The sequence below is a fragment of the Chloroflexota bacterium genome (assembly GCA_018648225.1).
GTDB lineage: Bacteria > Chloroflexota > Anaerolineae > Anaerolineales > UBA11858 > NIOZ-UU35.
The window spans coordinates 1-13,230 of sequence record JABGRQ010000199.1; the positions used below are offsets into that span (position 1 = coordinate 1).

Annotated in this window: 11 protein-coding genes; 1 reads left to right on the top strand and 10 read right to left on the bottom strand. The window is 51.2% G+C overall.

Annotated elements, in window-relative coordinates; all coding sequences use genetic code 11:
* Position 1: 1 nt before the first annotated feature.
* The 3 genes from HN413_17070 to HN413_17080 form a co-directional block, all read right to left on the bottom strand.
* The gene (locus tag HN413_17070) at positions 2-826 is read right to left on the bottom strand and encodes a universal stress protein (GenBank protein MBT3392112.1); all 825 of its coding nucleotides are present in this window, start codon (positions 824-826) and stop codon (positions 2-4) included.
* Between the two features lie 25 nt (positions 827-851).
* Positions 852-1,754 carry a sulfite exporter TauE/SafE family protein gene (locus tag HN413_17075; protein ID MBT3392113.1) on the bottom strand — a complete coding sequence of 301 codons (903 nt, stop codon included), beginning with the start codon at positions 1,752-1,754 and terminating at the stop codon, positions 852-854.
* A gap of 242 nt (positions 1,755-1,996) precedes the next feature.
* Positions 1,997-3,298, bottom strand: a complete 1,302-nt coding sequence (locus tag HN413_17080) for a hypothetical protein (protein ID MBT3392114.1) — start codon at positions 3,296-3,298, stop codon at positions 1,997-1,999.
* A 134-nt stretch (positions 3,299-3,432) separates the two neighbouring features.
* Between HN413_17080 and HN413_17085 the strand changes: the two genes are divergently transcribed.
* A complete protein-coding gene (locus HN413_17085; protein MBT3392115.1) occupies positions 3,433-5,043 on the top strand; it encodes a hypothetical protein in 1,611 nt (536 codons plus the stop codon).
* On the opposite strand, the gene HN413_17090 is transcribed toward HN413_17085, so the two are convergent.
* The 7 genes from HN413_17090 to HN413_17120 all read right to left on the bottom strand — a co-directional run bounded on the left by HN413_17090 (position 5,034) and on the right by HN413_17120 (position 13,217).
* Entirely contained in the window at positions 5,034-6,047 is a 1,014-nt protein-coding gene (locus HN413_17090) for a Gfo/Idh/MocA family oxidoreductase (GenBank protein MBT3392116.1), read from the bottom strand. The two genes, HN413_17085 and HN413_17090, sit on opposite strands and share 10 nt — an antisense overlap.
* 48 nt (positions 6,048-6,095) lie before the next feature.
* Entirely contained in the window at positions 6,096-7,136 is a 1,041-nt protein-coding gene (locus tag HN413_17095) for a sulfotransferase (protein ID MBT3392117.1), read from the bottom strand.
* A gap of 92 nt (positions 7,137-7,228) precedes the next feature.
* Entirely contained in the window at positions 7,229-7,627 is a 399-nt protein-coding gene (locus HN413_17100) for a GxxExxY protein (protein MBT3392118.1), read from the bottom strand.
* Positions 7,628-7,717: 90 nt separating this feature from the next.
* Positions 7,718-9,154 (bottom strand): hypothetical protein, encoded by a 1,437-nt coding sequence (locus tag HN413_17105; GenBank protein MBT3392119.1) that lies wholly within the window; start codon positions 9,152-9,154, stop codon positions 7,718-7,720.
* Positions 9,155-9,228: 74 nt separating this feature from the next.
* Positions 9,229-10,080, bottom strand: a complete 852-nt coding sequence (locus tag HN413_17110; GenBank protein ID MBT3392120.1) for a methyltransferase domain-containing protein — start codon at positions 10,078-10,080, stop codon at positions 9,229-9,231.
* 73 nt (positions 10,081-10,153) lie between these two features.
* Positions 10,154-11,110: a glycosyltransferase gene (locus HN413_17115; protein MBT3392121.1), complete on the bottom strand. Its 957-nt coding sequence runs from the start codon at positions 11,108-11,110 to the stop codon at positions 10,154-10,156.
* Positions 11,111-11,168: 58 nt separating this feature from the next.
* Positions 11,169-13,217: a hypothetical protein gene (locus HN413_17120; protein MBT3392122.1), complete on the bottom strand. Its 2,049-nt coding sequence runs from the start codon at positions 13,215-13,217 to the stop codon at positions 11,169-11,171.
* Positions 13,218-13,230: the final 13 nt, after the last annotated feature.

Below are 13,230 nucleotides of genomic sequence, written 5' to 3' on the forward strand. Positions count from 1 at the left end.
GCTAGTGCAACGCCTTTTCGCCCACCACTAATACGGAAACTGCTACCTGGTTGAGGATAGGCTGGGTGATATCGCTCATAAAAATTTCTTTCCAACCACTGAAAATGCGTGAGCGCCCAATTACAACCAGATCGTATTCCCCTAGACGAGCTTCGCGCACAATTTCATCAATTGGAATACCGCGGCGGAGTTCGAGTTCACCATTGATATTGCGAGCATCTAATATTTCTGCACCGGCGCGTAAATGCCGCGAAACGGCTGTGTCTGTTTTGAGTAAATCTTCAAGCGATTCTTCGAAGGCAGGCAAACCTGTATACATGGTTGGCACTGCTCCTGCAGCTACGTGCAGTAATGTGGCTTTAGCCCCCAACGCTTGCGCCATATCTGCGCCAGACTCAATCACTTTGCCATGCCCTTCTGGGCCACCTGTACAGATTAGAATTCGTTTGACTTTGCGCAATGCCCCTCTCAAGATCAATACAGCCGGGTAAATTGACTGAGAAATAATATTCTCAATTGACTCAATTCGTCGGTTAGCTCGCTTCTTGCCACCAGATTGAATAATCAAAAGATCATGTTTTTCCCGGCGAGCTTCGGACAATAACACCCCAACCGGGTCACCCCATCGCAACAGCGTTCTGACAGCAACATCCGCACATTGCCCCGCTGTCTGGGCAAGAATAGCTTCACCCTGCTCCTGATCTTCCCCTTCGGATACGATATACAACAATGTTAGCGCGACAGGGAATGTTCTCGCCAACCTCTTGATGAATGCAATTGCATGATAATCTTTTTTTTCTTGATCCAAATAAATCAATATATTCATCTTAACATCTCACGCCAACACATTACTATACAGCCGTCAGCCCCAATAAGCGCAACATCACCATAATCGCCCCCAATAATGGCAAAACCGAGAAAAACAAACGAATTCGCGGCCCAGCAAAAAAACGCGTCATTGAAGCGCCAATTTGAGCGCCCAAAACCGCTCCAGTTTGCATCACCAATGCCATCAGAATATCCACATTGCCCTTCAACGCGTGCGTAATAGTGCCAAAACCTGCCGAAAATACAATTTCGAATAAATCTGTGCCAACGGCAATGTGTGTAGGGACACCGATAAAATATACCAGGAAAGGCATACGAATGAAACCGCCGCCTACCCCCAATAATCCAGCTAACAAGCCAGTGATGAACCCCACACCGACTACCACCCACAATGAAATTGCTTCAATGCCCGATTCGGGTAAAGAAATCATTGGGGGAATTTTGATACGATGTACACGACGGGCAATGCCTTCAAAACCAATCGCATCTTTGACATCTACACGATCCGTGCGCACCATTTGGATAGCTCGCAAACTCTCCCATCCAGTAAAACCACCAACGCTCAACAAAATGACGATATAGATATATCCAATAATGCTATCAATATTCCCAGAGAATTCCAATACTTCAATGATTTGAGCGCCACACTCAACCCCCAGAACCGTCCCGGCAATCATTAGAATGCCTAACTTAACATCCACATGGCCTAACGAACGATGGCGTCTGGTAGCACTCATGGCTTTACCAGTCATATAAGCCAGATCAGTGCCGACCACGAAATTCATCGGCACCCCCAGCCAAAACATCACTGGCCCGGTAAGAAAACCACCACCAACACCAAAGAAGCCTCCCAGAGTACCAACCACAAAACCTAAACCTATCAGGAATATAGGATTTACAGTAACGCCTGCAATAGGAAATTCCATTCGTGTATCTGATTACTCCACGCGTTCAAAACGTAAGTGACGTAAAAGGAATTTAATTATAGTATCCAGAAAAATGCTCTGTAAAATCACAAAAACTAAGCTCAGTACCGCGTAAAGAACCAAATTGCTGTGGAAAAGTTGGTTGAGCCAATCTCCAAGATGTTGTAACACTACAAAATAATATATCCAAACAGATATACCGTAAATTACTGTCTGGAGGAGGAACGTTTGAAGTAATTTTTTCATTTGTTCACGACAAGCAAATCACCCAATAAAGCTCGATTCACACGAATAACCGCGTGACTGATTTCGGGGAATTGAATCTCGATGGTTTCCCAAACCTGATCGCGCATACGCTGACTGTCGCATTTATCCTTCGGACGTGCCAAATCGCCTCTCAACCAAACTTCAGCTTCAATATCTCCAGGCACAAAATCCACATCCGTAGCGCGCAGCGATGACGCATACATCGGATTATAAAGGCCGTTATAATACTGATTGTGATTCGAGAAAAGCGCATTTAGCGCATTAACGACATCCACCTCCAGTTCCCCGGTTCGCGCAATGCTGGTCTCAATATACAGTAAACTGTCGCCTGTCTCACACCCAAAGGGGCCACCGGTATCTGTTGCGGTAAGGAAATAGTATATAAAATCTGTTTTCCCAAGCTGTGAGCTAGCTACTACTCCAGGCGTAGGTGATGGCGGCGGAGTAATGCGCGGCAAATTGGCAACATCACCTTCGAATGTACTCACACTGTCTGCAATCCAGCATTCTTTTCCATCTGAAAGTTGAATGAATAACCAATTCAATTGACCTTCAACCAGCCCGGAAACATGTACGCGTACATTTGCTTCCAGATACCCAGCAATCGGATAGTTTAGATCTGGCCCGGTTCGGCAAACCGCATTGGTATCTACAGATAGCGCCGGGGGCACAACCGAGGGAGTTATAGTGAATGTTGCCGTTGGTGACAATGTTACTGATGGCGTAATGGTCGCCGTGGCGGTGGGTGGAGCAGGGGTCGCGGTTACCGTGGGCGGGAGGGGGGTTTCCGTAGGTGTTACCGTGGGGGAAAGCCGCGGCAAACTGGAAATTTGGCCGGTAAGCGTAACAACGTTATCTGAAATCCAGCAATTTTTTTCATTATCAAGTTGGATCAACCACCAATTAAGCTCCCCTTCAACGACCCCGGAAACATCTGGCATTGCACCTTCAACTAGATATCCGGCAACCGGAAAATCTACACCCGGCTCAACTCGGCAAACAGCGTTCGTATTTACCAAAAGAGAGGGTGGCACAGGCGAGGGCGTTACCGTAAATGTTGCGGTTGGTTCCAACATCGCCGTAGTAGTTGCTGTTGCAGTCGCCGTCGGAGGCACAGTTGTCTCTGTTAGCGTAGGGGGAATATCTGTCTCCGAAAACAGGGGCAGCGTACTAGATGGCGAGACCGTCGGCTCCACAGCCGCAGGGAATGCACAACTTGCCAATAATACAGATAGCAATATCAAGAGTATATTGGAACGGCGAAAATTAACACACATCTTTTTCTTTTCTCCATTGGTAGACAAAAAACGAACCCTATTTCTCATGACAGATTTGAACAGTTCTCTATTCACGTTATTCGCGATATTATACTCTGCATCATAATATAAGTTGCTGCTCACGGAAATAAAACATGAACCGTCTCAAACAAAACTGGCTTTTCATCGCCATCCTGCTGATTTACGCTATCTACGCGGGCATCTACATCTACCAAACCAGTTTCATCATCGAGGGAACGCGCTATTTCGTGCTGTTCGATGATGCCATGATCTCGATGCGCTACGCCAAAAATCTGGCCGAGGGCTACGGCGCGGTATGGAATCCCGGCGAAGCCCCCGTAGAGGGTTATACCAATCCATTGTGGGTTCTATGGATGGCGTTTTTCCATCTATTCCCCATCTCGATGGCAAAAACCAGTCTGGCCGTGCAAATCAGCGGGGCGGTCTTTTTGGCGGTCAATCTCTACTTCGTCCACAGAATTGCTGCCGAACTCTCGAAGAACTGGCTTGTACCGCTCATCGCCGTGGGCCTGACCGCCTTCTACACTCCACTCAACAACTGGGGCCTACAGGGCATGGAAGTCAGCCTGCTGGTGTTGTTACTCAATATCGCCGTATTGAAATTCATCCGAGATATGCAAGCCGAAGCGTTCAGCCCGTGGCCCTTCATCGTGCTCGGATTCAGCACACTGGTACGCATTGACATGATCGTCCCGGCGCTGACCATCACTGGATTTGGCTTTCTCTTCTTACCACGCCATCGCTGGAAACATCTTGCCTGGGGGTTGGGGACGCTGATCGGCTTTATCGGCCTGCAAACCGCCGTCCGGCTGGGGTATTACGGCCAACCGCTGCCCAACACCTATTATCTCAAAGTCAATGGGCTGCCCCTGATGCAACAATTACAGCGCGGCCTGTATGTTTTTACTCAATTCGCCAAAGATATGAACTGGCTCTTGCTCGCCTTGCCCTTTTTGGCTATTTTATGGCGGCGTGAAAAGAAACTTCTCGTATTGGCATTGCTCGTGCTGGCCCAAATTACCTACAGCATCTACGTAGGCGGCGATGCCTGGGAACACAAGGGCGGCGCCAACCGCTATATTGCCATCGCCATCCCGCTCTTTTTTGTGCTATTTGTGTATGCGGTAGAGCAAATCTTGCGGACTATCTTTAACCACGATACCCTAAAGGGCACAGGCGGCACAAAGGGCACTAAGAAGTTCACAAAGGTATTTTTAAATTTTGCGCTGATCGGGTTTTCGCTGGCGGCGTTGGCGAATTTCAACTTCATCCAGCGCGACCCGGCTTATCTGCGGCGCTGGCTGCTGCTCAGGCCGCCCATCTTCATTGAAGGCAACAAGGAAGATACCCGCATTGCGCTGGCCGTGCGCAAAAGCACTACGCCCGATGCCACCATTGCCGTGGTGACTGCCGGGGCAATCCCCTACTTTTCGGAGCGGCCTTCACTCGATCTGCTCGGCAAAAACGACGCCTACATCGCTCAACTTCCCGCTCACACCGCTGTAACGCTCGAAGAGATTCGCCCCGGCCACATGAAGTGGGACTATGACTATTCGATTGGCGAACTCAAACCCGATATGATCGTGCAACTCTGGGGGGATAAAGAAATTGCCTACAACTATATCGAAGAATATTATTCCGTGATTGAAGTGGACGGGATGCTTTTCTCAGCCCGGAGCGATTCTACTGAAATTTTGTGGGATGCTGTTCAGACTCAGCCCTGAGAGGGTTTGTGATTTCCCCAAGAGATAATTTGGCCCAAAGCCGCGGATTCCAGCGCGCCATTCGCCAAACGCTGCGCCCAGATGCCATCTTCGAGGGTACAGATCGGCTTTTCGGTTCCGCGCACCACCCTGATAAAATGCTCCATTTGGTCAAGGAACATCACGTTGCGCTCGTAATTCTCCGGGATGGGGAAATCTGTCCATGCGTCCGCTTCCGCCTGATATATTTTCAGTGTGCTTTGAACATAATCCCAATAAATCGTGCCTTCGGTGCCGATGATCTCTAACTGGTGCGTGTGCGGGCGCTGAATATAACTCAAATGGACACTGCCCAACACGCCATCCACGAAACGCAACCCCATCTCGGCCACGGATTCAACTTCATCAATCTCCAGGGCTTTCACGGGCTGGGTAAAAGCCCATATTCCAACCACATCCCCAAAAAGCCAACGCAAATAATCTAACGGATGCGTCAATGTGAGGATCACACCGCCGCCCAAATCGGCGCGGGCGCTGAAACCCTTGCGGTAATCTTCCCACGGATGCCAGCCAGGCAGGTATTCACCCCAATGGACGCGCGCCGCTACGGGGCCGCCAATGGCGCCTTCGGCGAGCAAAATTTTGGCCTTGCGCAAAAGTGGATGATAGCGGTACTGAAATCCAACCAAAACCTGCCCGCCGCCGCGTTTGACTGCGGCTTCAAGCTCGTCTACGCGTTCCAGGGAGTGCGAAACGGGCTTCTCCATGAAGATATAACAGCCCAGCTCCGCGGCAGGGATGGCGACACCGAGATGCAGCGAAGTCGGGTTGGCAATCACGACAGCATTGGGTTTGTGTGTCAAAGCCGCTTCAATGCTGACTTCAACCGGGTAGTCGGCAATTTCGTCATCGGGCAGCGTGGAGCGTTGGCTACGCAGAAATACAAAGTCGCGCTCCCCGAGGGCATACAAATTACGAAAATGTCGGCGTCCGATGGAGCCGAATCCAGCGATGAGGGTTTTCATGGTCAATTACAGGTTGGTAGGTTGAAAGTTGAAGGTTATCAACATTGCTTATTCATTAAATGGCGCGTATTCCCACTCGTTAAGTACATCGCCAGCGATATCTTTGAAAATTTGTTTGTCGCGTTCTGTAAATAATTCCCGCCACGAACCTGATTTGCCTTTTTTTAGCGGCTCAACGATTTCGCTGGCTTTTTGCTGCTGCCATTTGGCATCGGGGTTTTTGTTAAGCTCGGCGTTCAGAATTTCGTTCAGTTCGGGCAATCTAGTATCTGCACCGAGAAAATCCCACAGGCGCGACATGGATTCCCAGGACGTTTTGAGTATATCTTCGTATCGCACGGCAGCATATTGTTGCTCACCAAAAAGTTCTTTCCCCATTTGATCGGTTTCGGTGACGTTCTCCACCCAGCTTTCAGCCGCCCGTCGAATGGCCTTCTCGGTGAAAATAGAACGCTCACCGCGCATAAACGGTTCGGGATCGCGTTTGAAATCCGCACGGATGGCCCAGTCCTGACGATTAAGGTGTTGCGTAGCATCAATGAAGGCCTGAAAACGATGCGAGACGGCGGCGTCGCGGCCATCGCGCACGATAAAGATCAGCTTGCCATCCGGGAAAATTTTGTGCATCCGGCGCACGGATTCGCCGTTGAGCAGGGCGTTGGGGCTTTTGTCGCCGACGATGCGCGCCCCTTCTTGCCGGGCTTCACGCTCCATCACATATTCGACGGCGGCGCGCAGCATCACGGGCGAAAGATCGCGGCCGCGGTTCCAGCGGTTGCTGCGGCGCGTCAGCCAGGATTCGATCATCGGGCTGTCCACCAGCGCTTCGAGCGTGGGCTGGCGGGTGAAGAAATGCCCCTGATAATTGCAATGCACATCCGGGTGCAGGCGGATCAGCCGCGTGAGCAGCGTGGTCCCTGAGCGGGCGTGACCGTAAAGGAAAAATTTATCCCGCGGAAAGAATTCCTTGAACTCGGCAACTTCTTCGGGGCTGATGGGTGGAACTTCGCCACGTTTTCCAGTAGTTGTTTTTCCGGTAAAAAAAACTTGTGCAACACTTTTGCTTCGGTTAATTATCTTGTGTATCACTTGTGATCCTCGCAAGTTATTTACCACGAAGACACAAAGGCACGAAGAAAAAGCAAATATTTCTTTGTGTCTTCGTGTCTTTGTGGTGAAAACTATCGAATTACTCTCCTGATCCCTTTTTTGATGAGTGGAACATTGAAATTGATCAAAAATCCCAAACGTTTTTCTGTAAGCTTAAGATAGGTCAATAATTGAGCCGTATGAACAGGGGCAATAGACGCAACCGACTTCAACTCACAAATGACCAAATTTTCGACCAGCACATCAATACGAAAACCTTCATCAAACTTGATGCTGTCAAATACAATCGGCACAACCACTTGACGTCGTGCTTCAAAGCCCTGCTTCATCAAAACATGGCAAAAAGCGGCTTCGTAAACACTCTCTAACAATCCCGGACCTAATTCGCGGTGGACTTGATAGGCAGCATCTACAACTGCAGTCGCTAGTGCTTCTTCCCGGTCTGACAATGGAGTATATTTTGCATCCATACCCTTACTCCTTTTTCTCACCACAAAAACACGAAGACACAAAAAAAGAATTTTGCAGTTCTTTGTGCCTTCGTGTCTTCGTGGTTATATTTATATTTCCAATAGTTTCAACAAAAATTCAGCCGTATGCCGCCCGGCGTGGCCATCGGTGTGGGTGCATTCACGGGCGATGAAGTCAGTGCGGGCTTGCAAATCGGCTTGGGGGTCGTCAAGGTAGCGGTTGATGGCTTCACGCAGTTCTTCAGCATTGAGCGTTTCGCGCCCGGCTCCGGAATCACGATAGCGTTGATGTGTGGGCCAGCCGCTAATCTCAGTCAGCGGCAGGGTGAATTTGCCCGGCCAGCCTGCGGGGTCATCCACACATAGGCTGATAACGGGCGTGCCGTGAATGGAGGCTTCCACCACCATCGTCGAGTAGACCGTCACCATCACATCGGAGTAGGCCATCATGGACGATTTTTCGGGCATATCTTCGCCGGAGTAGTAGCTCATGCCGCCTTCGCCCAGCGGAACGGGTTCAACGACGTGGACATGCGGCAATGTTCGGGCGAGTTCGCGGATTTTTTCGCGCTCTCCAGCATAATGCGGATGCTCTGAAAAGTGAGTAGGGTGCAGGCGAATGAGCAACTGCGCCGGTTGGGAGAGTTGGTCCTCGGCAACGAGACGCGCTAACATCGCCACATTGGGTAAGTTCGGCGAAAAGGTCACAAAACTGCTGGCATACGAAATCAGCTTGCGCGCCGGGTCAAGATTGTGCATGGCAAGGTATTCGTCACGGTCAATCAGCCACTCGCCGCGGAAATAGCCATCGTATGCCGGAACCCCCCCGATATTCACGCGTTCGGGAGGCCAATCCGCCCCGAGGGTAAGCTCCTCTTTTTGAAGCTCAGACCAACACGAAGCCCAGTCTACATTTGCGCCGGGCAGGCTGTAGCTGCTGGAGTTGTCCCAGCCAACAATCATAGCCGCAGTTTGAACTCCCCGCTCAGCCGCTTCTCGCAATAAAAAGCGGTCGTAGCGCCAGCCAGGGGTGGCAGCGACAACCAGAGCGGGTTGATATTTTTCAAAAAGGTCAGCATACAACGCCGGATTGAAGCGCGCCTGCGCCCGCATCACAATGCGGCGGGCAAGACGGCTGCGGCGCATGATGGCGACAACAGCCTGCATGAGCGGGAAGAGCTGCTTGCGGCGGGCATGGGCTTCGTCTTCGACCTGACTGATGAAACCATCCACAGCTTCGAGATTGATGCGGCTGGAAGCCCCGGCGCGGCGCAAAAAGTGCAGCCACCACTGCAACGAAGGGCTGACGGTACGCTCGTAGTGCCGCGCCTGGTCGAGCCGCAGACCTTCAATGGTCAGGCCAGGGCGAGCGAAACGCGCTTTGAGCGATTCTTGCAGGGCTTCGTCGGTGAAGAGTATGATCTCAATGCCCGCATCAAGCAACGTGGCAACAAGATCACTCTGGAGAAAATAGACAACGGCAAGACCGTGGTCGGCGCTGATAAAAATTCGTTTGGGTTGGCTCATAATGCTATAAAATTGGTTCATTCTTTACGAAGCGAGTTGTATTCACCCGAAGCGCATTCAGATTGAACCAATTTTCATTTCTTTCTATATACAATCTGATAACCCGTAGGAGCCAAGCTGATGGCTTCGTGGGGCGAGCGCACATGTCCGGGGCCAATGACCGGCTGCATAATACGCGCAAGAATACGCACACCCATCAGCAGCGCGCGCCCGACATATTGCCGCCAGCCGCGCATTTTGCGCAAAATCGGCCATTGGATATTGCGAATGCCCTCCCCCAGAAAAAACATGGGATCATAGAAACCTTCCAGCACGGAAACTTCAAGGCCGTGGTCGGTGGCCATTTGCTCGAGGGCAAAATGCGTGTAACGCACAAAATCGAGCGGAATCTGGTGCATCTTAACCATGAAGGGAATCGCCACGAGTAGCTTACCGCCGGGTTTGAGCAGTTGCGAAAGCGCGGCAAATAATTCTTTCGAATCGTAAACATGCTCCAACACGTTGAGCAGCAAAATCACATCCACGCTACCGGACTTGAAGGGGTTGGTACGCGTCAGATCGCAAACCATGTCAATCTCCGGGTAAGGGTAGACATCCAGCGCCAGGGCGTTGCGTCCTTTCAGACCATCGAAAAAATCGCCGCGGCCCGCGCCGACATCCAAAATCAGCGCATCGGGGGGAATTTCTTCGAGTTGCCGCGCCAGAAAACGCCAATTCTCTTGCCGCCAGGGGGTACCCAGCTCGGGGGAACGCTCTTGCTTCTCGGAGGGGTTGATATTCTCCGGGGCAGGGGTAAACATCGGGGTGCCGCCCACCACCGGGGTCGTCTGCCCGCAGGCTGCGCATACCAACCGCGCATCCCCATCGGGCTGGAAACTACCCCCGCAGTCGGGGCACAACACAATATCCAACAAACTTAATTTCATATTTTTTTTACCACGAAGACACAAAGACTCTAAGTTTCTTTCTTTGTGTCTTCGTGCCTTTGTGGTTTCGTTTTTATCGATGTAAAAATTCAAAGAGCCGATGATAAATCCAATACAGGATGTCTTCGGCGAGCTGCCATTTCAAAATCCACGGGCGGTTGCGCTGACGTTCATCGAGGCTGGTCGTTGGTATGCCCTGAGCGAATTCTGCCTCCGAGAGCCGATTGCCCAAATGCTGCACCCACCACTCTGGCGTAGACAGGCGCAAATAGCCCTGATCGTTGATCGCCACATCCAGCAGACGCACTTGCCCCATCGGGCGCTTGTTGGGGATTGGCAAAACGCTGCGCAAGGCCGCCGCAGGAGCGACAAACTGAAAATGACTCGCCCCAACGTAATAGCGCTGGTCTTCATACGTCAGCCGCAAATCTGTAACTGAGTCGAAATGGGCACGGGCTTTTTCTTCGCTGGCCCCCAAACTGCGCGAATGCCGAAAATAATCTTCCCAGGGGAGGAATTTTCCCTGCTCAATCTGAACGCCATTTTTCTCGGCCCAGGCCACAGTGCTGGTGGCATATTCCGGCGGACTCCACATGGGCATACCGGTGACCATGCCGATCTCTGGGAACATATCAAGTACTTTAACCTGCGCCGAAAGCCAGCCGGGATAATAGTACACATCGCTGTCGGCGTAGGCAATAATTTCGCCGGGGGCCGCGCCAAAAATAGCGTTCCAGGCCCCTGCTTTGCCGACGTTTTTTTCGGAAAGCAGCAGATATTGAATGCGCCCTGTGGCCTGCATTTCGAGCAGATATTGGCGCACTTCCGGGCAACTGGCGTTGTCAAAAACCATCAAATCATATTCCATCTGCGTATGTTGCCACAGGCTGTTGAAACACAGCTTGAGAATATCGATGCTTTGGGCGAAGTAACCGCTCGTCACCGGGATATAAGTCACGGTCGCAACGGTCACACGCGCCGGTTTAGGGCTTTCTTCAACAAATTTTGCGGGGTTTTGTCCGATACGCAAGGGGTAAAACTCCTGATTTCACCACAAAGGCACAGAGAGCACAGAGCGTCTTTGTGTTTTACTGATTCAACTCTGTGAACTTCGTGTCTCTGTGGTTGTTTTTTGCTAATTGATCTAATAAAAGCGCGACAGCCATCCAACCAGCCAGGCGAAACTGGATTCCAACCGGGGCGGCGTGACGCTCGATTTCAATAGGGTTGCCATGCCAGACGATGAACATCAGCGGGTATAAGCTCACCAAAAATACCGCCACAACCAGCCAGGCCGGGGAAAGGTTTCTTTTGCTGAAAAAATAGGCTCCCGCTCCAACACTCATCAGGAAAAAAAAGCCCCACATCACCCAGGCATCGCGTGGGTAAAAACGCGCCGTGAGGGTTTGCAGCCAAAGTGGAATGGTCGGCACGCCAAAACGCGGCAGATGGTATTCCAGATTGTCGCCGCTCAAAATTGAGGGAAGTTGCTGTAAAGGGGCGATCATCGAATCCAATGGATGGGTGATGAGGAATTTGGCATAGGTGGCGACACCATACTGGTTGATCCAGTTCATCGCGGCAGCCATTTGGGGATCATTCAACAGGTAGGGTTGATACTCGTGCCCGGGCATGGCACTCATCTTCAAGAGATTCTCGCTCATCGGCAACCCAGCAGCGATGAAATAATCCACTGCTTTGGCATCAGGCAAAATACGCAGGGCCAGCAAATCGGCCATGTGAATTTGCCACAGGTCACTGGCCCCAAAGGATACATTTTTAAGTACAAGCACGCCGAAAAAGAGCAAGAGATAGACCCAATAGAATTTGCGATTCTGCCGAGGCACTTTGCCAAAAAGCCCGGCAATCGGGAACAAGAGCGCGCCGAAAACGGCAAAATATTGATTGCTCTCACGCGTGAAGCTATACAAAATCGTCAGTAGCGCGGCCAGAAATACAAAAGCCACGCCTGCCTGGGGGGGTAACGGTTTCTTGGTAGCGGCGTTCCACCATAACCAGGCAGCAATCAGCAAGGCGAAGATCGAAAAAGAGAGCGACTCGGAGAGTAGAAGACTCTCCCACAGGCTGACCTCCAAATTCAAGCTAAAGAACAGAATTATCCCAAAGGCCAGCGGACGGAGCCACGATTGACGCATTAGCAATGAAAAGACCAGGCCTAATGCCGCCCAAGAGAGAATTGAAAACCAGTATTGCGCATCCACGGTGTCGCGGATGACATTGGCATCCAGATAATTTGCCTGCGTCACGCCGGTAAGTTTGTAGAAAAGCGGCAGTGTGAAGGGGCGCGTTCCGGCCCAGAATTCGAGCGAGTTGAGCGGCTCGTCGGCGGTTTCGACATACCAGGCGGTATCCCGAAAAACGCGCTCCCCGCTGAATGTTGTATAGCTTAGTTTTTGGAAAGTAAAAACAGCGAAGATGGCAAGATAGAGTATGACCAACAGCGCCTTGACGGCGGCGGGATGCAGCCAACGCGTCTCAACGATGAATGCGAAGATAAATATTAGCACCCACAGCGCCAGGAAATAGAATCCCTTGACAAGCAGAATCCAACCCGAGGCCGCGTCCGTTTGTCCCAACACAATATCGGTGGTCACGCTCTGGGGAGCGGATAAATCAATCTCGGTCGGTTCTCCATCCCACAGCAGTGACAATTTCCCCGCGTCCACATTATGGCGCACGCTCAACACCACGCCGCCCGGCATCATCCCGGAGAGATGCCAATCATCCGTAAGCTGGAACACATCCAGCGAGACGGGCGTACCATCCAGATATTTCACCTGACGAATTTCGACCGGGCCGCCGAATGCAGTCATTTGCAGGCTGTGCTGCGCCGAAAGCGCGGGAATGGGCAGCGGGAAGAGACAGAGTAGCAGGACGGCAATCAAACCGCAGATGAACGCAGATACACGCAGATTTTTAAAACAGGTTGGGGTACCCCATTTCGTCCAAATAATAAATCCAAGAAAAATAAACGGCAACAGGATGGCGCTTTTAAGCAGGCCGCGCGGCGCGAAGTAACCGTATTCGTTGCCGAAGAATAGCGCACTGATCGTCAGCCAAACCGCTACCGAGAGCAGCAAATTAAGCCCCCAGACAGCCAATGATTTCCTGGTCAAAGGTTCCCGATTA

Bases quoted from the DNA above. Each gene is read 5' to 3' on its own strand.
- HN413_17070 (MBT3392112.1), bottom strand. From the start codon at position 826: ATGAATATATTGATTTATTTGGATCAAGAAAAAAAAGATTATCATGCA.
- HN413_17075 (MBT3392113.1), bottom strand. From the start codon at position 1,754: ATGGAATTTCCTATTGCAGGCGTTACTGTAAATCCTATATTCCTGATA.
- HN413_17080 (MBT3392114.1), bottom strand. From the start codon at position 3,298: ATGTGTGTTAATTTTCGCCGTTCCAATATACTCTTGATATTGCTATCT.
- HN413_17085 (MBT3392115.1), top strand. From the start codon at position 3,433: ATGAACCGTCTCAAACAAAACTGGCTTTTCATCGCCATCCTGCTGATT.
- HN413_17090 (MBT3392116.1), bottom strand. From the start codon at position 6,047: ATGAAAACCCTCATCGCTGGATTCGGCTCCATCGGACGCCGACATTTT.
- HN413_17100 (MBT3392118.1), bottom strand. From the start codon at position 7,627: ATGGATGCAAAATATACTCCATTGTCAGACCGGGAAGAAGCACTAGCG.
- HN413_17105 (MBT3392119.1), bottom strand. From the start codon at position 9,154: ATGAGCCAACCCAAACGAATTTTTATCAGCGCCGACCACGGTCTTGCC.
- HN413_17110 (MBT3392120.1), bottom strand. From the start codon at position 10,080: ATGAAATTAAGTTTGTTGGATATTGTGTTGTGCCCCGACTGCGGGGGT.